Origin of the sequence: Echinicola marina (assembly GCF_020463795.1) — a bacterium.
Lineage (GTDB): Bacteria > Bacteroidota > Bacteroidia > Cytophagales > Cyclobacteriaceae > Echinicola > Echinicola marina.
Map to the genome: position 1 here is coordinate 2874590 of NZ_CP080025.1, position 25046 is coordinate 2899635.

Annotated in this window: 18 protein-coding genes and 1 tRNA gene; 12 read left to right on the top strand and 7 right to left on the bottom strand. The window is 40.7% G+C overall.

Annotated elements, in window-relative coordinates:
- Positions 1-377: 377 nt before the first annotated feature.
- The 3 genes from yidC to KZP23_RS12060 form a co-directional block, all read right to left on the bottom strand.
- Entirely contained in the window at positions 378-2174 is a 1797-nt protein-coding gene (yidC, locus tag KZP23_RS12050; RefSeq protein ID WP_226331973.1) for a membrane protein insertase YidC, read from the bottom strand.
- Positions 2175-2231: 57 nt separating this feature from the next.
- Positions 2232-3854, bottom strand: a complete 1623-nt coding sequence (locus KZP23_RS12055; protein WP_226331974.1) for a CTP synthase — start codon at positions 3852-3854, stop codon at positions 2232-2234.
- A gap of 247 nt (positions 3855-4101) precedes the next feature.
- Positions 4102-4245, bottom strand: a complete 144-nt coding sequence (locus KZP23_RS12060) for a hypothetical protein (protein ID WP_168196248.1) — start codon at positions 4243-4245, stop codon at positions 4102-4104.
- A 193-nt stretch (positions 4246-4438) separates the two neighbouring features.
- Here KZP23_RS12060 and KZP23_RS12065 point away from each other — a divergent pair, with 193 nt between their 5' ends.
- The 3 genes from KZP23_RS12065 to KZP23_RS12075 are packed head-to-tail and all read left to right on the top strand — an operon-like array spanning position 4439 to position 7051.
- Positions 4439-4906 carry a hypothetical protein gene (locus KZP23_RS12065; RefSeq protein WP_226331975.1) on the top strand — a complete coding sequence of 156 codons (468 nt, stop codon included), beginning with the start codon at positions 4439-4441 and terminating at the stop codon, positions 4904-4906.
- Positions 4906-6327: a CCA tRNA nucleotidyltransferase gene (locus KZP23_RS12070; protein WP_226331976.1), complete on the top strand. Its 1422-nt coding sequence runs from the start codon at positions 4906-4908 to the stop codon at positions 6325-6327. The genes KZP23_RS12065 and KZP23_RS12070 overlap by 1 nt, the downstream gene beginning before the upstream one ends.
- 7 nt (positions 6328-6334) lie before the next feature.
- Positions 6335-7051: a tetratricopeptide repeat protein gene (locus KZP23_RS12075; protein ID WP_226331977.1), complete on the top strand. Its 717-nt coding sequence runs from the start codon at positions 6335-6337 to the stop codon at positions 7049-7051.
- Between the two features lie 175 nt (positions 7052-7226).
- Here KZP23_RS12075 and KZP23_RS12080 read toward each other — a convergent pair whose 3' ends face one another.
- The gene (locus KZP23_RS12080; protein WP_226331978.1) at positions 7227-8642 is read right to left on the bottom strand and encodes a S41 family peptidase; all 1416 of its coding nucleotides are present in this window, start codon (positions 8640-8642) and stop codon (positions 7227-7229) included.
- Positions 8643-9107: 465 nt separating this feature from the next.
- Here KZP23_RS12080 and KZP23_RS12085 point away from each other — a divergent pair, with 465 nt between their 5' ends.
- Positions 9108-10259 (top strand): MraY family glycosyltransferase, encoded by a 1152-nt coding sequence (locus tag KZP23_RS12085; RefSeq protein ID WP_226331979.1) that lies wholly within the window; start codon positions 9108-9110, stop codon positions 10257-10259.
- A gap of 83 nt (positions 10260-10342) precedes the next feature.
- Here KZP23_RS12085 and KZP23_RS12090 read toward each other — a convergent pair whose 3' ends face one another.
- The 3 genes from KZP23_RS12090 to dinB form a co-directional block, all read right to left on the bottom strand.
- Entirely contained in the window at positions 10343-11041 is a 699-nt protein-coding gene (locus KZP23_RS12090; protein WP_226331980.1) for a DUF2490 domain-containing protein, read from the bottom strand.
- Between the two features lie 104 nt (positions 11042-11145).
- Positions 11146-11931, bottom strand: a complete 786-nt coding sequence (locus tag KZP23_RS12095; RefSeq protein ID WP_226331981.1) for a DUF3050 domain-containing protein — start codon at positions 11929-11931, stop codon at positions 11146-11148.
- 125 nt (positions 11932-12056) lie between these two features.
- Complete coding sequence (gene dinB, locus KZP23_RS12100) at positions 12057-13253, bottom strand: DNA polymerase IV (protein WP_226331982.1); 1197 nt, start codon at positions 13251-13253, stop codon at positions 12057-12059.
- Positions 13254-13437: 184 nt separating this feature from the next.
- On the opposite strand from dinB, the gene KZP23_RS12105 reads away from it, so the two are divergent.
- The 8 genes from KZP23_RS12105 to KZP23_RS12140 all read left to right on the top strand — a co-directional run bounded on the left by KZP23_RS12105 (position 13438) and on the right by KZP23_RS12140 (position 25022).
- A complete protein-coding gene (locus KZP23_RS12105; RefSeq protein WP_226331983.1) occupies positions 13438-13899 on the top strand; it encodes a GNAT family N-acetyltransferase in 462 nt (153 codons plus the stop codon).
- Positions 13899-14351, top strand: coding sequence for a GNAT family N-acetyltransferase (locus KZP23_RS12110; protein ID WP_226331984.1), 453 nt, complete (start codon positions 13899-13901; stop codon positions 14349-14351). The genes KZP23_RS12105 and KZP23_RS12110 overlap by 1 nt, the downstream gene beginning before the upstream one ends.
- A gap of 116 nt (positions 14352-14467) precedes the next feature.
- Positions 14468-14550 (top strand) — tRNA-Leu (locus tag KZP23_RS12115).
- A gap of 1139 nt (positions 14551-15689) precedes the next feature.
- Positions 15690-18086: a glycoside hydrolase family 3 N-terminal domain-containing protein gene (locus KZP23_RS12120; protein ID WP_226331985.1), complete on the top strand. Its 2397-nt coding sequence runs from the start codon at positions 15690-15692 to the stop codon at positions 18084-18086.
- 21 nt (positions 18087-18107) lie between these two features.
- Entirely contained in the window at positions 18108-18731 is a 624-nt protein-coding gene (locus KZP23_RS12125; RefSeq protein WP_226331986.1) for an RNA polymerase sigma factor, read from the top strand.
- A gap of 127 nt (positions 18732-18858) precedes the next feature.
- Complete coding sequence (locus tag KZP23_RS12130) at positions 18859-19950, top strand: FecR family protein (RefSeq protein ID WP_226331987.1); 1092 nt, start codon at positions 18859-18861, stop codon at positions 19948-19950.
- A 156-nt stretch (positions 19951-20106) separates the two neighbouring features.
- A complete protein-coding gene (locus KZP23_RS12135; RefSeq protein WP_226331988.1) occupies positions 20107-23436 on the top strand; it encodes a TonB-dependent receptor in 3330 nt (1109 codons plus the stop codon).
- Positions 23437-23444: 8 nt separating this feature from the next.
- Positions 23445-25022 (top strand): RagB/SusD family nutrient uptake outer membrane protein, encoded by a 1578-nt coding sequence (locus KZP23_RS12140; protein ID WP_226331989.1) that lies wholly within the window; start codon positions 23445-23447, stop codon positions 25020-25022.
- Positions 25023-25046: the final 24 nt, after the last annotated feature.

Consider the following 25046-nt stretch of genomic DNA (forward strand, 5'->3'; position numbering starts at 1 on the left):
AAAATCATCCCGCAAATTACTTAAAATTCACTAGAATTTAATAATAATTGAATCAATTGGGTTCCAATCAATACAATTCTGCCAAAATGCCAATTTCACGCTACACAAAGATATAAGTTTAATTTTTACATGAAACAGTTTGTTTTCCACATAGCCTTGTGGATACTTAATAACTGGTTGATTCTTAATTTTCTGTGTAGCTTATTTTAGTTCAAAATCTATCGAAAAAACATTGTTGGACCTTGAAAATAATTTGGAGCAAGAAATAATGGAAAGATCAGATAGCAGGACAAAAAGTGGGCTCATTGGTGAAATTAAAAAGGAGGGGCGGTTTTACCGCCCCTCCTTTTTAACCTATCCAGGATTTAGTCATTGGATTATTTTTTCTTTTTTCCAGCTTCAGCAGCTTTCATGGCTTCTTCCAATCTGGATTGGAACTTAGACTTTTTCTTGTTGGCATTTTTCTTTTTGTTGTCTTCTATTTTTTGGCGGATTTTTTTGTCATCTACAAAACGCTTGATCAAGGCTTGTTGGCCAAATGTCACCATATTGGAAACAAAATAGTAGAAACTCAATGCTGCAGGATAAGAATTAAGGACAAACATGAAGGTTACTGGCATGATATATCCCAGGTTTTTCATCGGTCCTTGCGCAGCCGTCAACTGGTTATTGAAGCGTGTATATACGATTTGTGATACTGTCATCAACAAAGTGAAAAGACTCACGTGATTTCCATAAAAAGGGATAGTAAATGGCAGGTTAATGATGGAATCGTAAGTTGATAGATCATGCGCCCACAAGAAAGGTTCTTGTCTTAATTCAATTGAATTAGGGAAGAAGAAGAACATGGCAAATAGGAACGGCATCTGTAACAACATTGGTAAGCAACCACTGATAGGGCTTACACCAAGTTGTCCGAAGAGCTTCATTTGCTCCTGTTGCATTTTTGTGGGGTCGTCACCGTATTTCTCCTTTAGTTCATCAATCTCTGGCTTGATTACCCTCATTTTGGCCATTCCTATATATGACTTGTAGGTCAGTGGAAACAGGGCCGCCTTGATGATAAATACAATCAAAATGATGATAATACCATAGTTGGAAAAGACTTTTTCCAATACATGGAAGAGGTTAACGATGATATATTTATTGACCCAGCTCACAAAGAAGTAACCCATGTCTACGTTTCTCTCAAATTCAGGACTTACCTTTTTCAAGAGTTTGTAGTTGTTAGGGCCAAAGAAGTAACTGTTATTGGCTTGGCCATTCACCATGTTCAAGGAAAGGTGAGCTGTCATGTCCTTAACAGACATGGTGTCAGCAGGAGTGGCTTGGACAAGGTTGACATCGGAGAACTGATCGTCAGCGATCAAACCGGCACTAAAGAAACGCTGTTTGAATGCTACCCATTTTACAGGTGTCGCTAGCTGTTCACTGTCCTCGTCTGAAGAAGCGCTCAAATTATCAAAATCACCTTCTAGGGTGAAATAGTTGATATGGGTCTTTCTTCTGGATTCGCTGATATCGGCTTCTTGTTTTTTCAGTTTATTGTCCCAACTGATGGCAATGCGTTGATCGGTCAAGCTGTTGATGCCATTGGCTGAAATGCTCTGGGCCAGGGTGTACTTGTTCTCTGGTAAGGTGTAGGTCCTTTTGATGCTGCCAGAACCAGTATTAGCGGTAAATATCAGCTTCTGTGCGGGATTTTCTTCAACTGTGGTACTTTCAATGCTTGAGTTGAAATAAAATTCATTAAGGCTGATAGGACCTTTGCTGGTTTGGAGTTGGTAATCAATGGCAGCACTTTCCTCATCGATAAGGATAAGGGGCTCTTTTGACCAAGTTTTGAAATCCTTAAGTTCTACGCTTTTGATTTCTCCACCTTTGGAAGAGAAAATGATCTTTACCAAATCGTTTTCCAAAACAACTTGTTCTTCATTACCTGTCACCAAGGCTGCAAATTCTCCATACTGCTGTTGGTTTTGGAGATTTTGAAGGCTATCAGGTAAGGAGACTGGAGTTGTTTCTGTTGTTTTTGGGGTAGCTTCCTCGTCTAGGGCTTCTGTAGTAGTGGTACTTTGCTCATCTGTTACTGGCTGCGGTTCACTAAAAAAGAAGGTGTAAACCAGGAGCACAGCTGCGAAAAGGATAAGTCCTGTCGCTTGATTTCTGTCCATAATATTAGATTTCTGAAAATTCGTAAAGGGGCCATCATAGCCCCTTCAGAAATTATTTTAGTTATTGTTCTTTTTATTATCCAGAGTCGCCTTAATGAACCTTACAAATAAAGGATGCGGCTCCAATACGGTACTTTTATATTCTGGGTGGAATTGGGTGCCAACAAACCAAGGGTGGTTTTCCAGTTCGACAATTTCCACCAATCCACTTTCGGGATTGATCCCTGTAGCTATCATGCCATTTTCCTTGTATTGTTTCAGGTAGCTATTGTTAAATTCATAACGGTGACGGTGTCTTTCCTGAATTTTGGCTTTGCCATAGGCGGCGCTTACCTTGGTGCCTTTCTTCAGGTCACAAGGGTAAGATCCCAAACGCATGGTGCCTCCCATTTGTTCGATGTTTTTCTGTTCTTCCATCAAGGAAATCACAGGGTTGTCGGTTTCAGGATTCATTTCTATAGAATTGGCATCCTTTAATCCGATGACATTTCTGGCAAATTCAATTACGGCTACTTGCATGCCCAAGCAAATACCAAAGAATGGAATGTTTTGGGTACGTGCAAATTTAACCGTTTCCAGCTTTCCTTCAAGACCTCTCTCTCCAAATCCGGGAGCCACCAATATCCCGTCCAGTTCACTGAGTTTTTTGGTGACATTATCTGCATTGATCTCTTCGGAGGAGATAAGGCTTAGGTTGACTTTTGTTTCACAAGCCGCACCAGCATGGGTAAAGGCTTCAATGATGGATTTATAGGCATCTGGCAGGGAGACGTATTTTCCTACCAGTCCGATGTTTACTTCTGAAGTAGGGTTTTTTAGTTTGCCCAAGAATTCTTTCCAATGTTCCAGCTTTGTATCTGATTTGGAAGGTAGTTTTAGCTTAGACATGACCCTTTCGTCCAATTTCTCTTTTTTCATGTGCAAAGGAACATCATAGATGGTTTCGGCGTCCATGGCTTCGATCACACAGTTTAATTGAACATTGCAGAAGAGGGCTAATTTTTTCTTAACATCAGCAGGCAGGTGATGTTCTGTACGGCAAACTAAAATGTCTGGCTGAATACCAGCTTCCAGCAATTGCTTCACAGAGTGCTGAGTAGGCTTGGTTTTTAGTTCTTTCGCAGCAGAAAGATAAGGGATCAAAGTAAGGTGAACGACTAAGAAGTTGTTTGGTCCAAGATCCCAACGAGCCTGTCTTACGGCTTCTATAAATGGAAGGGATTCGATGTCACCCACGCATCCACCGATTTCGGTGATGACCACATCGAAATTGCCTTCTTCTCCTAATCTATAGAAACTGTTTTTGATTTCATCTGTAATATGTGGGATGACCTGTACGGTTTTTCCCAAGAACTCCCCTTTACGTTCTTTGGTAATGACATTATTGTATATTCTTCCAGTAGTTACATTGTTGTCTTGGGAAGTATTGGTGTTCAGGAATCTTTCGTAGTGACCGAGGTCAAGATCAGTTTCCGCACCATCCTCAGTGACATAGCATTCGCCATGCTCATAAGGATTAAGTGTTCCTGGATCGATGTTAAGATAAGGGTCGAATTTTTGGATGGTAACTTTGAAACCTCGGGATTGTAGCAGTTTTGCCAAGGAGGCTGCAATGATTCCTTTACCTAATGAAGAAGTTACTCCCCCTGTAATAAAGATATATTTGGTGGGTGATGCCATAAGAATATTATAATGTTTTGTTTGAATTCCTATGGGGTTCAAAATTAAATAAAATTATTGACTTGAGGGAGGAGGAATCAATTAAAATTTTGTTTCTCCTTTCAAAAGGGCCCATAGGAATGTTTTGTTGCTAGATTGGAACTTGAATCAGTTTTGTGCTTGATAGTTAAGGGATTAATGAAAAAAAATCAAAAGAGGCCATCCGCGGTGGCGGATGGCCTCTTTTGATATGCACAAGTGGCTAATATTATTTAGAGAACTCTTTTTTAAGTTCCTCTACGTCCACGTTTTTGATTACAGGCTTAGCATTCAATTGCTTGATCTTGATTACACGCGTAACTTGTCTTTGCCTGTTTCTTCTAGCTTTTCTCTTTAATGTAGTAACTGCCATATCTATTCGAGTTTTAGTTCTATTCCAAACGAAGGGCAAAGGTAGGTAAAATATTTGTATATTCATCAAGATGTGTTTGAAAAATAAGTTTGAGTAAGGCTGTGATAATGTGAATTGTAGTTAATCTCAAAAAAATAGCGGCTACTTCACAAACTATTTTAATTTTGCCGTTTAAAATAAATAAAATTAGCAAATGGAAATAAATAACATTGTCCGTTTACTACGAGAAAATGGCCGGGTTTGTCTTCAGGAAGGTGCCGGGAGAAAAATTGAATTGATCGATCCTGATCAATATGATGAAGGGAATGACCAATCGGCTATATATCTACTGACTGATTTGTTCCAAATCCGTGCTTTGGCAGGGCAGTTTTCTGAAATTGCCTTGGATATTGTGGAATATGCTACCAAGCCAACTATTTACACTTCATTTGCTAGTCCTTTATTGTCAAAGGGACCGGTGAAGGATGGGAAGGTTAAATTTGGTATTTTGAAACAGGGCTTCTGGAATAAGGTGGTTTTTAGTTTCAGCAGGCCATTATTGTACAAAGAGGTTTTTGAGCAAGAGGAAGCAGGGACAATTAAAGAGAAATTCCCGTTATTCAGACCGGATGTAAAGCGACTGTTTTTAAGTCCAGAAGGTGATGTCAAAATAGGCAACTAATGAATTTATCGAAGGAAATAGCAGATATTGAAGTAATCAAGAGGGTAGGGGCTTGTGCTGATAAATTGGGACTTGAGGCTTATGTGGTAGGTGGATTTGTAAGGGACTTATTGCTAAAAAGACCAAGCAAGGATATAGATTTTGTCTGTGTGGGAAGTGGTATAGCACTGGCAAAAAAAGTAGCTGATTCGTTTGATCATCATGTGCCATTGTCTGTTTTCAAGAACTTTGGTACGGCCATGATTAAGTTGGAAGATTGGGAATTGGAATTTGTTGGGGCGAGAAAAGAGTCCTACAGACAGGATTCCCGAAAGCCCATAGTTGAAGACGGAACACTTAAGGAGGATCAGGAACGCAGGGATTTTACCATCAATGCTTTGGCTATATCTATCAATCAGGCCACTTTTGGGGAGCTGGTAGATCCATTTGATGGAGTGCGAGACCTTAAGCGGAAGATTATCAAAACACCTTTGGATCCTGATACGACATTTTCGGATGATCCACTGCGGATGATGCGTGCTGTCCGTTTTGCCACTCAGTTAAAGTTCGATATAGAGCCTGATACTTTTGATGGTTTATTGCGTAATGCTTCTAGGCTTGAAATTATATCAGGAGAGCGTATTGTCGATGAGTTGAACAAGATAATCCTTTCTGATACTCCTAGTTATGGCTTTAAGTTGCTTTTTGTGAGTAAATTGTTGCATCAGTTCTTTCCTGAAATGGTGGATTTACAAGGAGTGGATTCAGTGGGTGATAAATCCCATAAGGACAATTTTTACCATACTTTGCAAGTGTTGGACAATATTTGCGAGTTTACTGATGATTTATGGCTTCGATGGGCTGCTATCATGCATGATATAGCGAAGCCTGTCACCAAGCGATTTAATAAAAAAGCAGGGTGGACTTTTCATGGACATGAGGATAAGGGGGCTAGAATGACTCCCAAAATTTTCAGAAAACTCAAATTACCGATGGATGAGCGCATGAAATATGTGCAGAAATTAGTAAGATTGCATTTACGGCCAATCGCACTAGTCAACGATAAGGTCACAGACTCTGCGGTAAGGAGGTTGGTTTATGAGGCTGGAGACGATGTGGAGGACTTGATGAATTTGTGCCGTGCGGACGTGACTTCCAAGAATCCAAACAGGGTGAAGCGTTTTTTGGCCAATTTTGATAAAGTCGAACAAAAAATCCAGGAGGTAGAAGAGAAAGACCAGGTAAGAAACTTCCAGCCGCCAGTGTCTGGAGAGGAAATAATGAAAATATTTGGTCTTCCACCATCAAAAACAGTGGGGGAAATAAAAGAAGAAATAAAAGAAGCTATATTAGAAGGCCAAATTGAGAACAATAAAGAACAGGCTATCCAGTTAATGTTTAAGTTGGCCGAAGCAAAGGGGATTAGCAAAAAGGAAAATTAATTATTGTATGAATAAGTTTAAAATTACCGCGTTAGCGTTATTTATGATCAGCTGTGGGGTGATGGCTCAGGAAGAGAATTCAAGTAGCCAACCTGCAAAAGTGGATAGCAGTCAAAAGGCTGCCGACCAAGCGGCAATAAAGATTTATCAAATGGCGCTGAGGTATAATGATCCGGCAGTGGCCAAAAGTAAATTGTACGAGTTGATTGAGAAATATCCCGGTAACCTGTTTTATGCTGAGAGATTATCAAAATTGTATTTTGAGCTTGAACAATATAGTTCTGCGGCATTGGTAGCAATGGATGTTTTGAAGGCTGATGATGAAAATATACCTGCATTGGAAATTGCTGCTTATTCCTTGGAGCAGTTGGGGGCTTTGGATAGGGCTTTGCCGCATTTTGAGTCTTTACATCTTTTGTCAGGAGACCTGTTTAGCTTGTACAAAACTTCCTATCTACAATATTCATTGAAGAAGTACGATGAGGCATTGAATTCAGTAGATATGTTGATCAAAAACAGTAAATCCGAAGAGGAAAAGTTGACTTTTCCTAAAAAGGACAACAGTACTCAAGATGTAAGCATGAAAGCTGCAGCACTGAACTTGAAAGGTCTGATCTATAAAGAACAGGGGAGTACTTCAGAGGCTAAAGCTGCTTTTGAAGCGGCATTGGCAAATGCTCCAGAGTTTGAAATTGTACAGGATAATTTGAAAGAGTTGAATTGATTCAGGATTGATTAAGATATGCGATGATAGAGCCACTCCTTTTGGGAGTGGTTTTTTATTGTCTAGATTTTGTAAGTGTATTTTTTTCGGGAAATAGATCAAAAAGAAAAAAGCTCCAGAAGAAAAGAACTCCGGAGCTAGGTGGAAATGGTTTGATGGCTGATTTATTTTAGAATTATTGAGGCCTTATTGGTCTTTCGATCATTTTACCAAATCTGGGCTTTCTTACCAGGCTATTGTCCAGTACTTTTCTATCAAAAGTTTTTAACCTGTCGCCACTGCTAATGCCTGTGATTTGTTCTATGGCGCCTTTAAGTAAGACTTCATTGGTGTCGCCAAAGGGCAAAAGCCTAAAGGCAAATTCATTTATGGGAATATTAGGGGTAAAGCCTTCACCGTAATCAGACTGCCCCTGACTGTTAAAGCTTTTAGATACAATGGGAAGCATGCCATAGTCATTGTCTTCATTTTCTTCGTCTTCAATCGGGATAGAACCTACATTTTTGCCATAAGTAGTTTCACCGACAATAACCACATTCATGAATGGTTTTAGGCCGTTGATGATCAGTTCGCTTGAGGAAGCGGTGCTTCCAGTGGCAATCACATATATCGTATTAGCGCTTAGTATACTTCCGATATTTTGGCTTTTATTTTTGAAGCGGTTAGAAAGTGAGGCTTCTCCATAAAGCTCTATATAGTCTGGCTGAACATTGCTGTTGTATTCGGTCTTGGAAAAGACATCGTTTTCTGTGGTGTTCGGAGCAATTAGACTGGCTAGATTTACAGCACTGCTAACATAACCGCCACCATTATATCTCAAATCTAAGATGAACTCATTGATGCCTTTGGCTTTAAAATCTGCAAATACTTCATCCAGTTCCTGATTGTACTCGGTATTGTCTCCTGGAGCAAAGAAGTTATATACTAGATAGCCTATTTTTTTATCTGCAATGGTGTAAACAGAGTCCATGAAGAGTGGGTTTTCTGAAAACATGGTAGTGCTTACTTCCAATGGGGTTTCCATTGGCAAGTAGGTTTCAGCATCATTGTCATATCTGTAAATATTGAGTGAATGAGCTTCTTCAACGGCTCCCAATAATTCTTGGTAATTATTTAAGGTGATTTGGGTATTATTTATGCCAACGATTACATCATCTCTTTGAATTCCTGCGGCTTCTGCTGGACTACCTTTTTTTACATACAGCACTACAGCCAAAACGTTGTTATTGGACTCACTTTCTCTAAAAAGCGTGAATTCATAGCCCGCTTCTTTACTGGTTCCTTCCAAAGCACTTAATAATTCTTGATAGTTAGGGTAGATGATAGAAAACCGGTCTTGGGAGACCAAAAGATGATCGAAATAAACTTCAGGATCAGCCTCTTCCGAGGTAGGGGTGTTCATGCTGGCATGCCAGTAATACCAATAATCCATATTTGCCTGAATCCAATTGTTGATACTGACATTAGGGTTTTCTACATTATCATCATCATTAGGATCAGAAGGGTCTTCCGTATCCTTGCAAGAAGTTATAAAAAAGGATATGAATAAAATAAGGAATGTTAAAACACGAAAATTTCTTACGGGGATCATAAGCATGGGATCTTAAATGAAAATAATATTCAAGAATTTACCTGAATCGACTTACTAGGGATTACAATAGTTAAATGTCAATTTAAGGTTATTAACGAAATAAATGTACCGGATAGATGAAAAAATGTAGGATTATATGCAATGGTTTGGGTGAAATGAAAGTGAGGGTAGAATTTTCCATGAGACAAAGTCGGAGCAAAAATACCTTTTTTGGGGTATATGAATAAAGTCCTAGACTCATTAGTTTTGAAGATATATTGAGACTTGATGGATAATGTGCTCAAAACAGTGTGGTTTTCTACCCTTTGTGTAAAGTTGGGTAGGTGTTTCTACAGGTGAAGTCTTGTGATTATGTTCTGAATCGCCCTAAAGATGGAAAGCCACCAAACATACTTCGGTGGCATTCAAATTGTTTGAATATAAAAAAGTATAATTTGTCTTATTTAACTGCTTAAGTTTTTTGTTATGATTCAATTATTTATATGCCTATTTTCATTTTTTGTTGGAATATTGGTTATCCCAATCATTATTAGGATTATCAAGAAAAAGAATCTTTTGGATAAGCCTGGGGGCAGGAAAATTCATAAAGAGGCGATTCCTTCCATGGGTGGAATAGGTATATTTTTGGCAATGCTCGCAGGATTGGCTGTGGCTTTAAATTTTGAAGAATTAAGCCAGATCCGGTTTTTGTTGTTAGGAAGTGGGGTGATGTTCTTATTGGGATTTCAGGATGATTTAGTGGAATTGACACCTTTACAAAAACTGCTTGGGCAATTGTTTGCCATATCTATTGTAGTGGTTTTGGGAGATATCAGGGTGAGCAGTTTTTATGGTTTTTTGGGTGTGGGCGTGCTTCCGTTGTGGTTGAGCTACTCATTGACCATTTTTACTGTAGTAGGCTTGACCAATGCATTTAATCTGGTGGATGGCTTGGATGGACTGGCTGGGACCTTGAGTTTGATCACGTTTTTGTTTTTAGGAGGCTGGTTTCTGTTGACTGGATTTAATGTGTATGCTGTTTTGGCGATGTCCGTATCTGGAGGGATTTTGGCTTTTATGGTGTATAACTGGCATCCTGCAAAAATATTTATGGGAGACACAGGTTCATTGACCATCGGATTTTTGATGGCTATTTTAGCCATATTTTTTGTGGAAGCCAATGGGGCAATGTTGAATGAAGGCCACTATTTTAAATTCCAAGCACCAATAACTGCCGGTTTAGCCTTGGTGTTGGTTTCTTGTATAGATACACTGCGGGTTTTTATTAAAAGAATAAGAAATGGAAAACCTCCCATGGCCGCTGATAAATCGCATGTCCATCATTTTCTGATGAGAATGAACATGAGGCATGATCAGGTAGCAATTGTTTTAGGTTTAATTAAACTTGGCTTTTTGTGCCTGGTGATCAGCTTTGCCTCTTATTCGGACAATTTGTTACTTCCATTGGTTATTGGGAGTGTAGTGGGGCTATGTTTGTTTTTGGATGCGGTGACATTGAAAAAAGTGAAGAAAATAGCCAAGTCTTCACCGAGGATTTTGGACCTTGGTACCTCTCGGGACCTAGGTATGGAAGAGAGAGCACGTAGAGAAAAAAACATGGAGAAAGAGCCTGTCTGATGATAGGGAAGGGTATAACCAAGAAGGCCGTAAGTTTTGTATATTGTGGCCTTGTTGATTTAAACCCATAGGAGATCAATTGATCATAGGTTAATATAATGTTTGATGCTCATTCTGAAAATATTGGATTGTTTATAGATGTTTTCAATGGGAGTAGAGGCATACTGGTACATATAAATAAAGTCCAGTTTTACATTATCGTTTACCTGAAGGGAGGGGCCAAGTATCAACCTGTTTTGATCAAATGGAGTGGAGGAAGTTTCAGGAGTGCTTTTGATGAAAATCTCGTCGCCTGCTTGAAGAGAAAGTGCTTGGTTGTTTGAAGGAAAGCTGAGTAATGGGATGTTTACCATAAAACGGTATCGGAATCGAAAGCTTAATGGAGTCCTATAACTATTGTCGGTATTCTTGATTTTAAAGGATCGTTCTTCTATTGATAACCTTTGTTTTAGTTTGGCAATTCCGGTTTGATGAGAGTGGGAGATTTCTTGAAAAGGTCTTGATTCTATAATGGCTATTTCCTTTCCTTGATAGGAGCCAAGATGAGCAAAGCCCGCAGATAGCTCTAGGTTTTCTTTCCAACTGTATATCAACCTGGTTCTGGCGATATATTTGTTTTTTTTACTGAACCGTTCTTGGTACCTGATGCCAAAATCGGATTTTAGGCTCCAGTTTTTATCGAATTGGGTTTTATTCCAGTATCGAAACCATTGTTGGTTGCTGCGAATGATCTCTTTTTCCTGGGCATGGCCTTTCTTAGGAGATAGGAGTATGAACAGCATTAAAACAAAGCCTATTTTCAAGAGGGAAGAGTCGAAAGGGCGTAGAAGGATAATTCTTATGGATGAAGTAATTATCATTTATGAAAAAAGGGTTTAGTGTTAATTTAGGCCTTAAATAGTGTTTTTGATGCGATTTTGTTGTTGATATGATTCCACAGTTCTATTCTCTGATATAGGGACTGTTCCGCGATCTTTTCCGTTTCATCCCATTTGTTGCGATCATTGCCACAGAGTTTAGTGATCATTTGTATGGACAAAGGTCCATGTTCATCCCCATCGAGTTCTATGTGTCTTTGTAGGTAATATCTTAATTTGCTGTAGGAATGCTGCTTTTCTTGTTCTGCTTTTTGGATGATTTCCATGAACATGTCAGGGATCAGGTCTTCGCGACCAAAGGTAAAAGCTGATGCGATAAGGTGAGACTTGCCTGTTGCAATCACCTCAAAGGTGAAGTTGACAAAGTCTTTGATGGCGGGGTCGGCATTGACCATGCCGAGGGCATCTTTGACAGTATGTTTTTCGTTGATCAGTCCGATAAATTGGGATATTTCTTTGGTGTCTGCCCCTGCTTGTTCCATGGCATCTATGTACATCTCATAGTGGCTTTTTGCTTCGCCTAGTTCATTGATATCGCTTTCTTCGCCGTGAACGATTTCATTGATAAACCGGCTTAGGCTTGGGTTACTCGCAGGTGTCCAGGGCAAAGCAATTCCCGTAAGGTCTCTCTGCAGTGCTTTAAGTAAGGACATAAAATCCCAGACTGCATAAACGTGCAGTTCCATGAATACTTTGATGTCCTCTATGCTAGAAAGATTTTCATAAAGAGGATGTTGGGAAAGTTGGTTTTTTAAAGGTTTTATTTTTGCTTCAATACGCTGAATTTCCTGCATGTTATTGGCTTTTTTGATAGGATGACTAAGTGTAACGATTTAGCCAGGATAATGTTTGTATAAAACCAAATGCGAAATTACATAAAATGCCCGTTGAATAATAGTTTTGAATCGAGTTAGTTTGGTCAAGTGGCCAAACCGTTGAAAGGGTTGAAATTACGCCTTCCCACATTCATTCCGATTGCACGGCAGACGGTCTTGTCTCCATACTTTATGTTGATTTTGTCCAAGGCCTGATATAAACGGATGTTTTCCTCAGTGTCTTCAAAGAGGTTGATTTGGTATTGCCCATGAACCAAGGCGCTGAAGCGAACCCCTATTAAACGTATAAGTAGGCGACGGTTATACAGTTTTCTAAACAGTTCTTTGACCACAGGAATCAGGCTATGGTCTGCCGAGGAGTAGGGGATGCGTTGTTGCATGGTGTGGGTGTCAAAATCAGAATAACGTATTTTGATACTTACACAGCAGGTAAGTTGTTGGTTTTTCCTGAGCTTGGTGGCCAGTTGTTCTGTCATGGCTACCAAAGTGGCTTCCAGCATTCTGACATCGATGGTGTCTTGGCTGAAGGTGTTTTCGGTAGAAATGGATTTGGCTTCTGTGTAAGGTACGACAGGGCTTTTGTCTATCCCGTTGGCTTTGTTCCAGAGTATGCGACCATTTTTACCAAATGCACTTTCCAGTAATTCGGCAGGCATGGTTTGTAGGGTTTGGATTTTCTTTACCCCCATGCCATAGAGGCTTTGGGCGGTTTTTTCTCCAATCATCGGGATCTTCCTGACAGATAAGGGGGCCAAAAAAGGTCTTTCCGTTCCCAATGGAATTTCTTTTTCATTATTGGGTTTGGCCTCACCTGTGGCTATCTTGGAGACGGTTTTGTTTTCCGAAAGTCCGAGAGAAATCGGTAGTCCGCTTTCTTTGATGATTTTTTGACGAAGTTCATGGGCCATTTTGAAACAGCCAAAAAACTTGTCCATTCCAGAATAGTCGATATAGAATTCGTCAATGGATGATTTTTCAAAAAGAGGTACCGATTCTCTAATGATTTCAGTGATTTCATGGGATTTTTGACTGTATCTTTCGCTGTCTCCCCGTATGATCAAAGCTTCCGGGCAAAGCTGACGGGCGGTACGCATGGGCATGGCGGAGTGTATGCCAAATATACGGGCTTCATAACTGCAAGATGCCACTACACCACGATCCCCAGTACCACCTATAAGTATGGGCATTCCTTTAAGACGTCGATCAAATAGCCGCTCGACCGAAACAAAGAAAGAATCCAGGTCCATATGGACGATGGTTCTAGTGTTATCTGTGTTCATGATGTAAATTTAGTAAACATTAAAATGTTTATAATATAAACTAACGTAATATTGTTAGGCTAGGTTGGTGGAAAGTTGGACAGTATGTGTCTCGATAAAAAATAGGAGAGGAGGGCAACTTCTTGGTCTTTTTAAATGTTTGGGGAAAACGAGTATTTATTTATAATATAGTGCAGCATAAAACATGGAAAGCATCAGGATTATAGATTACAGCGCAGATTTACAGCCTTATTTTGAGTCTATCAATAAGGCTTGGATCATGGAGCATTTTACCTTGGAACCCATAGATGTGGCTGTTTTGGAAAAGCCTCAGAAAAATATCATTGATCAGGGGGGAGTGATAATTTTTGCAGAATTAGAAGGGGAAATAGTGGGGACGGTGGCCCTGAAGTATCATGAGGAGGGGGTATATGAAATGACCAAGATGGGCGTCGTTCCAGCTGCACAGGGGAAGAAAGTGGGCTGGAGCTTGGCCAAGGCTATTTTGGAAAAGGCCAAAACAATGGATGCAGAGAAGGTGGTATTGTATAGTAGCCGGAAATTAGTGCCAGCGATCAATATGTATCGAAAGCTGGGATTTAAGGAAGTGGTTCCCGAAGCAGGGAAATACAGCAGGTGTGATATTAAAATGGAAGTGGAGCTTTAATGATTGAATCAGGAAAACCAGAAATCATCATTCGTGAAGGGAGTATCGCAGAGGTGCTCTCCTTAAGTGTGGCTATACCGGAGTTTAGTGATCCTTATGGAGACGATGTCTATGTTGATAGGCTCAAAGGCAGACCTCATTTGATTTTGGTGGCGGAATATGGTGGCAAGTTGGTTGGTTTTAAGGTGGGCTATGCTATGGATGATGAACAATTTTATTCATGGATGGGAGGAGTGCTTCCCGCATTTCGACGGAGTGGTGTTGCTGGGATTTTGGCAGATGTGCAGGCTGATTGGGCCAAGCAATCAGGCTATGTGAAATTGGTTTTTAAAACAAGAAATATGCATAAAGATATGATCCGCTTTGCCTTGAAGCGGGGTTTTATGATTACAGATCTGATCAAAAGAGCTACGGTGGAAGAGCATAGGGTTATTTTAGAGAAAAAAATCTAATTTTAATATGCTTGAAATCAGATTATAAATGAAATAAGTAGGTTGTTTTGCCCATAAATATTTGGTGAACGTTTGGAGCAAAAAGGATATCTTTCTACTTTTGCAGACCTAATCCTGCGCACGTGGTGAAACTGGTAGACACGCCATCTTGAGGGGGTGGTGCTCTATGGGCGTGGAGGTTCGAATCCTCTCGTGCGCACAAAAAGGCCTTTCGGTATTTCCGGAAGGCTTTTTGTGTTTTAGAAGTGGTAGTTGATAGCAAGTAGTAAAGGGAGAAAAGAAGAAATAATAAAGAGCAGGCTGCGTCATCGCGAGACCGACTGAGGGAGGGCGTGGCGATGACGTAATAGGGTGTGAGATCGCTTCGCAAGCTCTCGTGACGAATTAGTCATGAGCTAAACTGGGGGGATGAATGGGGTTGGTTAGGACAGTTGTTTTTTGGGGGATGAGAAAGGATTGAGTCGGAGACTCAGGGTTAGGGCGTTCCGCGGCACAGCCGCGGAACAACGGAGAGAAAAGAAGAAAGAGGTGTAAGTCATCGTTACTCTTTACCATTGTTCGTATCAATGGTATGGGATGGTCCACAGATGGATACAGATAAACACGGATGATTTTTTTGGGACTAAGGTGCTCCTTTAGGTCGGTCAGCTGCTCAGCCAACGGAAGAATTAAATCAGTGTAAATCTGTGGAATCCGTGAGAAATAAGGTTACTGGTGTCAAAACGGAGTATCAAGTAGCAAAGGGGAGAAAAGAATAACGAAGAAAGAATAAAGAGAAGGCTGCATTATCGCAATCCGCCAAGGCCTTTAGGTTTGTATAGTAAAGTAAAAATATGTGGCTGATTTAGATTAGATTCAGGGTTTTCTAAAATTCATCTGTGTTCATCCCCTCCATCTGTGGTTCTCAACTTTTTTATAATTGGCATCAAGCAGGAACTTAAGAATGATTTTTGAAAGGGATTTGGGAATACTTAATCTTACCTCAATAAGGGAATTACAAATTCCTTTTATTCTTTGTTCCGCATTGCAAATGCGGAACAGCAAGTTTTTATTCCTTGGGGCGAATTATTTTTTATGAACTTTGGTTGTGGATATTACTGAATATTACTGAAAAGCATAATCGGTTTAGTATGATTGAAAATGGAATTTTGACGGGAGTGCTGAAATGGGCACTTGTTGAATGGTTTTGGTTTTCTTTCATTTTATTTCTTTTTATGTAAAGTAGAATTGTTGATGGGATATTTTTAATATTCTCTTTTTACTTTACTAAAAAAATAATTAAATAGCTTTCCGTTTGTGGCACCTATCGCCCTTAAAAATCAAAAATCTCTAGTTCGCATGTTCAAAAATATTTCCCCCCTAGGTATGTTTAAAAATGCAATAGTGGGAGGCTTTCTTATGGTCTTCAGTATTAGTGCGTTTGGACAAAAAAATCAGGTAGCTTATAAGCAACAAGATTTGCCAGTGACAGCCAGGGTGACTGATCTCCTGAACAGGATGACTTTGGAAGAAAAAGTTGGTCAGCTTTCCACACTGTTGGGTTGGGAAATGTATGAGAAAACCGGTGATGGGGCTGAAGCCAGTGAAGCTTTTAAGGAAGCCATACAGGAAAGAAATATAGGGATGCTATGGGCAACATTGAGGGCCGATCCTTGGACTCAAAAGACATTGGAAACCGGATTGCAGCCCAAGCAAGCAGCCATAGCTACCAATGCCATGCAGCGATATGTGATGGAAAATACCCGTTTGGGTATTCCCTTGCTTTTGGCAGAGGAATGTCCGCATGGACATATGGCCATTGGAACGACCGTCTTTCCTACCTCTATCGGTCAGGCAAGTACTTGGAATCCAGAGTTGATCCAGAAGATGGCTTCTGTCATTGCACTGGAAGCGAGATTGCAGGGAGGACATATCGGTTATGGTCCAGTGCTGGATTTGGCTAGGGAACCAAGATGGTCAAGGGTAGAGGAAACCTATGGCGAAGATCCTTATTTGAACGGACAGATGGGGATAGCCATGGTAAAAGGATTTCAAGGTGAGTCTATCGCTTCAGGTGTTAATGTGATTTCTACCTTAAAGCATTTTACCGCTTATGGTGTTCCAGAAGGAGGGCATAATGGAACCAGTGTGAGTGTGGGAGACCGTGAACTCCACCAAAGCTATTTGCCTCCATTTAAAGACGCTGTTCAGGCGGGTGCGCTATCGGTAATGACCGCCTATAATTCCATCGATGGAATTCCGTGTACTTCCAATGGATATTTACTCAATAATGTTTTGAGGGATGACTGGGGATTTGATGGATTTGTGGTTTCTGACCTAGGAAGTATCAGTGGCTTGAAGGGAAGTCACCATGTGGCAGCGACTTTGGAAGATGCGGCCCAACTGGCCATCAATGCTGGTGTGGATTCAGATTTGGGAGGTTATGGATTTGATAAAAACCTTTTTGCTGCTATACAAAGTGGAAAAGTGGACTTGGATATTTTGGACCAGGCCGTAGCTAGGGTTTTAAGATTGAAATTTGAAATGGGATTGTTTGAGAACCCTTATGTTGACCCTGAATTGGCAGCCCAAAAAGTGAGGTCAGCAACGCATATTGCTTTGGCAAGAAGGGTGGCAAAAGAGTCCGTAGTATTGTTGAAAAATGAAAATGCCACTTTACCACTAAGCAAGAAGTTGGATAAAATAGCTGTCATCGGCCCCAATGCCGATAATATATACAATCAATTGGGGGATTATACGGCTCCTCAAGCCAATAGTAATGTGGTGACTGTTCTAGAAGGAATACAAAATAAAGTAGGAGAGCATGTTCAGGTCGATTATATCAAAGGTTGTGCAATACGGGATACCACGCAAAGCCAAATTGAGGAAGCTGCAGCCTTAGCAGCCAAGGCAGATGTTGCGGTGGTGGTATTGGGGGGTAGTAGTGCCAGGGATTTTGATACCGAGTATGAAGAAACTGCTGCAGCTAAAGTCAGTGAGACCGCAGAAGGGGAGTTGGTCAGTGATATGGAAAGTGGTGAAGGTTTTGATCGGATGACCTTGGAGATGTTAGGGGATCAGATGAAACTATTGAAAGCCATTCATGCAACGGGTACACCAGTGGTTTTGGTGACGATCAAGGGACGTCCATTGAATTTGAATTGGGCGGATGAAAATATTCCAGCGATTTTGGATGCTTGGTACCCAGGCCAAGAAGGAGGTAATGCCATTGCTGATGTATTATTTGGCGATTATAATCCTGCGGGTAGACTTTCGATCTCTGTTCCGCGTTCAGTTGGGCAACTACCTGTTTATTATAATTATAAAAACCCTAAAAGGCATGATTATGTAGAGGGTAGTGCAGCACCTCTTTATGCTTTTGGACATGGCTTAAGTTATTCAGAGTTTGAGTATGCTGACCTCAATATAGCAACAGAGGGAAATGCGCAAGATGCCAAGGTAATCGTGAGTTTCAGCGTATCAAATACAAGTGAAGTTGATGGAGAAGAAGTTGTGCAGCTATATATAAAAGATTTGGTCAGCAGCACTGTCAGGCCATTGATGGAGTTGAAACGCTTTGATAAGGTTAATATTCCAGCAGGTAAGCGGGAAGCTATCCAATTTGAGTTGACCTCAGAAGATTTACAGGTTTTAGATAGTCAAATGAATCAACTTGTAGAGCCTGGGATGTTTAAAATTCTGGTTGGCAGGTCTTCCAGTGATATCCGTTTAGAAGGGGATTTTGAAATTGACTAATCATAACGATAAAATGATTTGATGGAAGGACGGATAGATTTTGGAGGGCTCTCGGATCGTCAGCTTTGGAAAGAAATTGCTGGTGGGAATCAGTATGCTTTTTCTTTTCTATACGAAACAACTTCCGATGCTTTATTTAGTTATGGTTATAAGTTTTCCAGTGAAAAATCGCTCATAGAGGATGTGATTCAGGATGTGTTTGTCATTATATGGGAAAAGCGAGATCGCTTGGATATTAGTCATTCTATCAAATTCTACCTTTTTACGACTTTCAGAAGGGAAATGTTGACGAGGCTCCAAGGTGATAGGGGGCATCGTGAAGAGCTCGGAAAATTTCATGAAGAATCCTATTGGGAAGCCTCTATCCAAGAGGTGTTGATCCAAAGGCAGATGACCATGGATTCGGGAAAGCATGTGCGGGAAGCCATGAAAATCCTTACCAATAGGCAAAGGGAGGTTATTTACCTTAAGTACTTGGAAGGCTTGAGTTATGAAGAGATTTCAGAAATGATGGATGTGAAGGTGCCTTATTTATATAATCTTGTTTTGAAAGGGCTGAAATCGCTAAAGTCACATTTTGTTTCTACCGGTATTCTAAATACCATTCGTACAATTTTTATAGTCCTGATCATAAAGTCGTTTTAATTGACTCCATCGTCTAGGGTAAGGTGATGTCAGTAGCATAATCAGGATCTATCATCTCTCATCATGTTAAATAAATATTATTTTTTTTCTTAAAAAATGGTGAGATGATGATTTTTCTTCCCTCTATATGAATAAAGCGTTAAAAGTTTTGGGGAAGAATTATAGCACAATTGAGGATTTTTTAGAGGATAAGACCTTCTGCGATTGGGTTCTAAATAAGGAGAGCTCTTATAGAAGGGCTTGGGAGGACTATGCAGAAAATCATCCAGAGTTGACTGAGGAGATAAAAGTGGCCGGAGAGATTTTGTGGGAGCTGCACGAAGAAAAGAAGGCATGGGATAAGCAAGGCAAAGATAAAGTAAAAGAAGGAATAGAGAAGCGACTTGGTTTTAGGACTGTAGATCGAACAGTAAAGAGAGATTATTATACCTATCACAGGAATCAGTATTCAAGCCATCGGTTTTCTTGGGTGATAGCAGCAGTGGTTTCGTTGGTGTTAGTGGGGGCTGGAATAGTGGGCTGGCATGAAGTAAATAGGAGAGAGGCAGCATTACCGGCACCTGAAGTAGCCATGGTCATTAAGTCCAACCAAAAAGGACAGAAATCCATCGTTCATCTGCCTGATGGAAGTCAGGTAACACTCAATTCTTCGAGTGAAATCCGTTATTTATCCGATTTTGGGAAGCATCATAGAAATCTGAGCTTAAAAGGAGAGGCTTTTTTTCAGGTGGCCAGGGATACGAGTATGTCGTTTATTGTCAGGAGTGGGGAAATTACAACCAAAGCATTGGGAACCTCATTTAATATTAGTGCATACGAAAACGAAAACACTTCGGTGAAATTGGCAACTGGAATAGTAGAGATTGAGCAGGATGGAGAGGAGAAAGAAGAAACCTTGATGCGATTGATTCCTGGAGAGGAAGCTTTTTTGACAGCTGGTACTAAAATAGGAAAGCGCAAGTTTGATCTAGAAAGTGCGTTTCTGTGGAAGGATGGCGTGTTGTTTTTTGATGAAAAGCCTTTTTCAGATGTGGTCGAAATCCTAGAACGTTGGTATGGCGTGGAGATCATACTGAAGAACAAGCCTGTCGGAAAACTCCCATTGGTGTCAGGGAGGTTTGATAACGATCATTTGGATAATGTGCTGAAAAGCATTGGATATAGCTTAAGGTTCTCTCACGAGATTGCGCAAAAAAATGTTACTATCAGTTTTGACTAACCATAAAGATAATCTATGACAAAATCTTTTTCTTAAGAAAAAAGCCAATGAAGGTGGGCTTCATTGGCTTATAAGGGAATGACAGTGTTTTGGCCGACAACTATCGTTCCTGAACGTTTTAAGCAAACTATTCACCTACCTAAAACAATTCAATTTATGAAAAATATATTACATGGTCTTATTATGATCGGAAAATACTATTTGTATGGATTTGTCCTGCAGCTGCTGTTTTTGAATTTGCTGCATGCGATGCCTACAAAAGCTCAAGGCTCTTTGGACATGCAAAAGGTCTATATCAACCTTGATTTGGCAGAGGGGGATTTGTCTGATGTTTTGCATGAAATCGAGCGTCAGTCTGACTTTGTGTTTGTTTTTGATGATCAGACAGAAAAGCAGGCTGGCAAAGTTTCCCTGTCTGTAAAGAATCAAACATTGGAATCAGCTTTGTACCAATTGGCTGCTCAAAATGGGCTTTCTTTCAAGCAAGTAAACAATAGGATAAGCGTAAAGAAATCCATTCCAAATCAGGCAGAGCCGGTAGAAGTCATTCGTGAAGAAAAGGTGACGGGTACTGTTCTTGATGATACAGGTTATCCACTTCCGGGGGCTACAGTATTGGTGAAAGGGACCACCAATGGCACAGTGACCAATCTTGAGGGGCAATATGAGATCAATGTCAATCAAGGAGATGTCATTGTTTTTTCATTTGTGGGCTTTTCTTCCCAAGAGGTTAGCTATACAGGTCAAAGCATCATCGATGTGACTATGTCTGCTGACGAGACTGCTTTGGATGAGGTAGTCGTTGTCGGTTATGGAACCCAGAAGAAGATCAACCTCACCGGTGCAGTATCTGCTGTAGGCAATGAAGAGGTGTCCAGAAAACCTGTAGGCCAGGTCTCTTCCGCCTTGCAAGGGGTCGCTTCTGGACTTACAGTAACCCAAAGGAGTGGCCAACCTGGAGCTGATCAGGGGACATTGAGAATTAGAGGTATTGGTACATTAAACAGTAATGAGCCGCTTGTGTTGGTCGATGGGGTTCAATATGATATCAATGATATTGATGCCAATGATATAGAATCCATTTCTGTGTTAAAGGATGCTGCTGCCGCATCAATTTATGGCGTTAGAGCGGCCAATGGCGTGGTGTTGATTACAACCAAAAGAGGTAAAGGCGGTAAGCCAAAAGTAAGCTATAACAACTACTTTGGGGTGCAGGAACCTACCAGGATGACAGAATTTGTCGGTGCCAAGGATTTTATGCAATTGGTGAATACTATGTACACCAATTCTGGAGCGGGTGCCATTTATGCAGATGATCAAATTGCAGCCTATGATGATCCTAACCGTGATCCAGTGGCTTATCCTGATAACTATTGGTTAGACAAAGTACTAACAGGTTCAGGCTTTCAACAAAGCCACAGTCTTGCTATTTCTGGTGGTCAGGAAAATGTTACTTACCGTGTTTCTACAAACTATTTTGATCAGAAAGGACTGATCAAAAACATGGATTTTGACCGTTTTACCCTTCGGGTAAATACTGATATCAAAGTTTCTGAGAAGGTGAAGTTCAATGCGGATATCGCCGCGAATATCTCTAACCGCCAAGAGCCCCAAGGGGTTTCTGGTTCGGCATGGTACCAATTTGGTCAGGCTGCCATTATCAATCCTTTGACCCCAGCGTATTATTCCAATGGAGCGTATGCCGTAGTAAGAGGAGGACAGAACCCTTTGAGATTACAAGATGAAGGAGGAATTTATAGTTATAAGCAAAATTTATTTACAGGTAATTTTCAAGCAGATTACGAAGTCATCAAAGACTTGACATTGACAGGTAAAGCCTCCATCAATTATCAATCTGATTATACCAGTCTTCATGAAAAGCAATTGATCTATAATGTACCAGAATCATCTTCAGTGGTGCTTGGAAGAAATGAAGTAACCAAGCAATCTTTGGATTATTGGTTCAAGAATTTCCAGGGATTGGCCAATTATAATAAGAGCTTTGGAGAAGATCACAGCCTACATGTTTTGGCAGGTATTTCCAGCTTGCTACAAACAAATGAGTCATTGACAGGATATAGGACCAATCTTCCAAATGGGAATCTTTCTGAAATCGATGCGGGGGCTTCTGACGGACAAGAGGCAAATGGTACAGCAAATGAATATGCGTTATTGTCTTTCTTTGGTCGAGTGAATTATGCTTTTAAGGACCGGTATTTGGTAGAAGCCAATATCCGTAGAGATGGTTCCAGCAGATTTGCCGATGGTCAGAAATGGGGCGTGTTTCCTTCTTTCTCTCTGGGATGGAGGATTTCGGATGAGTCCTTTATGCAAGATTTAAGTTTCATCGATGATTTGAAATTGAGAGGTTCTTGGGGGATGTTAGGTAATGACGCCATAGGTAACTATCCCTACCAGACAAGTTATGGCTTTAATGATTACCCATTCGGAGGAACGCTTAATCCTGCTGCAGGTCTAAGTGCCTATCCTAACAGCCAACTTAGTTGGGAAACTACTAAAATGACCGATGTTGGTTTTGACTTGGTGATCCTTGAAGGAAAGATGGATTTTACCTTTGACTATTATGTAAAAAATACGGATGATATTCTCTTACAGCTTCCTATTCCATCTACCGTGGGACTTTCTGCTCCTTACCAAAATGTAGGTAGTGTAGAGAATAAGGGATGGGAATTTTCTGCCAATTACCACGGTAGGGCAGGAAGTGATTTTACCTATGACATAGGAGCTAACTTCTCGGATGTAAAAAATCAGATCACAGATTTTGGAGGGGCTGATTACCTTAGCACGGACAATAACGATATTACCACTGCCTATCAAGTAGGTTATCCGATTGGGGCTTTCTTTGGGTACATTTCTGATGGGATTTTCCAATCAGCTGATGAAGTGGCCCAGCATCCTACCCAGCCAGGTTCTCCTTCCGCAGGAGACTTGATTTATCGAGATGTGAATGGTGATGGCCAGGTTAATACAGAAGACAGGGTTTATTTGGGAAGTAATATTCCTCGCTATACCTATGGTCTTAACTTGAATGCCGCTTATAAGGGTTTTAGTTTGACTGCATTCTTCCAGGGGGTAGCCAAGGCAGATATCAACACATTGGTGTTGAAGCGGGCTCCTACAAGTACAGATGGTAACTTTAGGTCGATTCATTTGGATAGTTGGACACCTGAAAATACAGCAGCTTCTTTCCCTAGGTTGACAACTGCCGAAAGGAACTATCAGTCATCAAGCTACTGGGTGGAAAGTGGAGCATATGTGAGATTGAAGACTTTACAATTGAATTATAATCTTCCAAAAAGCCTTTTGGAACCTGCCAAAATCACGAGAGCTAGGGTATTTGTAACAGGTCAAAACCTGTTTACGCTGTCAGGTCTGGAAAATGATATTGATCCAGAAGCACCGAACGATAATAGATATTATCCTCAGGTGAAGACATATACAGTAGGGTTAAGTGTTGAATTTTAAGCAGAAAAATGATGAAAATAAATATTTTAACAATACTCGCAGCTTTGCTACTGACCGTATCTTGTAGTGAAGACTTCTTGGATAGACAACCTTTGGATGAAGTTTCCAGTGGGAATTATTGGGCGACTTCTTCTGATGCGGTCAATGCAGTCAATAACTGCTATAGATATCTTGGGGATAGTTGGTACAGGATTTTCCTTTCTGCCGCTACAGATGATAGTTATTCTTGGAGTAACTGGCCGGCAGATGTGCAGTTTGCCGGAAACGGCAGTGCGACCAGTAGTTTAGGTTATTTCAGCCATTTCTGGTCTCAGCACTATAATACCATTGCAGCGGCCAATAATGTATTGGACAATATCGATCAGGTTCCGTCTATGGATGAGGAACTGAGAAATAGATTGAAAGCTGAAGCCAAGGTAATCAGGGCTTATGCTTACCAACAGCTTGTAGGGATGTATGGGGATGTACCTTTGATTACTGCCATCCAAAGCACAGATGAATTCAATGTGTCTAGAAGCCCAAAGGCGGAAGTCGTTGATTTTATCGTTCAGGATTTAGAAGAAGCTGCTGATATTTTGCCGGAAAGCTATGGGGCCGCAGACCAAGGCAGGGTGACCAGAGGGGCAGCATTGGCTTTGGAAGCTAGAATTCTTTTGTATGATGAAAGGTGGTCAGCAGCAGCAGATGTGGCCAGTGAAGTAATGAATCTAAATTATAGTATCGACAGCGATTATTTAAGCTTGTTTGATGGCACCAATAAAAATAGTTCAGAGATCATTTTGGCAGCCCAGTACATTAAAAATACATATCCTACGGCAAGCGCTACTTGGTTAGGAGCACCTTCGCTAGGTGGGTGGGGACAGGTAATTCCACTAAAAAGTCTGGTGGATACTTATGAGTGTACTGATGGATTGACCATTGAGGAATCTCCATTATATGATCCTGAGAACCCTTTTGAAAACAGGGATCCTAGATTGGAGTTGACGGTGATCGTTCCTGGGACTGAGGTGAATGGGATTACCATAGATATTACCAATCCTAACTCAATTGATCGTTTGGGGCAAAACAATGCGTCCTATTCTGGTTATTATTATAAGAAGGGAGTGCCAGCTGACATTGAAGGAAGTTGGGACAGCAATTCCTATAATGATGAGGTATTGATCCGGTATGCAGAGGTGTTGCTGATTTATGCTGAAGCAAAGATTCAGGCCGGTGAAATCGACCAAAGTGTATATGATGCGATTAATGAAGTGCGGAGCAGAGCAGGTGTGGAAATGCCGGCAATCACTTCTGCAGAGGCTGCTTCTCAAGACGCTTTAATGGAAGTGATCATGAGGGAAAGAAGAGTAGAGTTTGCATTGGAAGAGCATCGCTTGTTTGATATTAGAAGATGGGAGATTGCAGAAGACGTGATGTCGGGAGTAGCCATGGGGATTTATAATAATTTTGATGAAAGTAGAGGAGATTATGGTGATTTTGTAAGAGTAGAAGAGCGCCAGTTTAATCCTAACCGGGATTACCTATGGGCCATTCCTGTTAATGAAGTTTCCATTAATCCAAATTTGGAGCAAAATCCTAATTGGTAATTAACTGAAAAGGGTTTGATGGGC

Excerpts from the sequence above, each read along its gene's own strand:
- yidC (WP_226331973.1), bottom strand. The coding sequence starts at position 2,174 with ATGGACAGAAATCAAGCGACAGGACTTATCCTTTTCGCAGCTGTGCTC.
- KZP23_RS12055 (WP_226331974.1), bottom strand. The coding sequence starts at position 3,854 with ATGGCATCACCCACCAAATATATCTTTATTACAGGGGGAGTAACTTCT.
- KZP23_RS12060 (WP_168196248.1), bottom strand. The coding sequence starts at position 4,245 with ATGGCAGTTACTACATTAAAGAGAAAAGCTAGAAGAAACAGGCAAAGA.
- KZP23_RS12065 (WP_226331975.1), top strand. The coding sequence starts at position 4,439 with ATGGAAATAAATAACATTGTCCGTTTACTACGAGAAAATGGCCGGGTT.
- KZP23_RS12070 (WP_226331976.1), top strand. The coding sequence starts at position 4,906 with ATGAATTTATCGAAGGAAATAGCAGATATTGAAGTAATCAAGAGGGTA.
- KZP23_RS12075 (WP_226331977.1), top strand. The coding sequence starts at position 6,335 with ATGAATAAGTTTAAAATTACCGCGTTAGCGTTATTTATGATCAGCTGT.
- KZP23_RS12080 (WP_226331978.1), bottom strand. The coding sequence starts at position 8,642 with ATGATCCCCGTAAGAAATTTTCGTGTTTTAACATTCCTTATTTTATTC.
- KZP23_RS12085 (WP_226331979.1), top strand. The coding sequence starts at position 9,108 with ATGATTCAATTATTTATATGCCTATTTTCATTTTTTGTTGGAATATTG.
- KZP23_RS12090 (WP_226331980.1), bottom strand. The coding sequence starts at position 11,041 with ATGCTGTTCATACTCCTATCTCCTAAGAAAGGCCATGCCCAGGAAAAA.
- KZP23_RS12095 (WP_226331981.1), bottom strand. The coding sequence starts at position 11,931 with ATGCAGGAAATTCAGCGTATTGAAGCAAAAATAAAACCTTTAAAAAAC.
- dinB (WP_226331982.1), bottom strand. The coding sequence starts at position 13,253 with ATGAACACAGATAACACTAGAACCATCGTCCATATGGACCTGGATTCT.
- KZP23_RS12105 (WP_226331983.1), top strand. The coding sequence starts at position 13,438 with ATGGAAAGCATCAGGATTATAGATTACAGCGCAGATTTACAGCCTTAT.
- KZP23_RS12110 (WP_226331984.1), top strand. The coding sequence starts at position 13,899 with ATGATTGAATCAGGAAAACCAGAAATCATCATTCGTGAAGGGAGTATC.
- KZP23_RS12120 (WP_226331985.1), top strand. The coding sequence starts at position 15,690 with ATGTTCAAAAATATTTCCCCCCTAGGTATGTTTAAAAATGCAATAGTG.
- KZP23_RS12125 (WP_226331986.1), top strand. The coding sequence starts at position 18,108 with ATGGAAGGACGGATAGATTTTGGAGGGCTCTCGGATCGTCAGCTTTGG.
- KZP23_RS12130 (WP_226331987.1), top strand. The coding sequence starts at position 18,859 with ATGAATAAAGCGTTAAAAGTTTTGGGGAAGAATTATAGCACAATTGAG.
- KZP23_RS12135 (WP_226331988.1), top strand. The coding sequence starts at position 20,107 with ATGAAAAATATATTACATGGTCTTATTATGATCGGAAAATACTATTTG.
- KZP23_RS12140 (WP_226331989.1), top strand. The coding sequence starts at position 23,445 with ATGATGAAAATAAATATTTTAACAATACTCGCAGCTTTGCTACTGACC.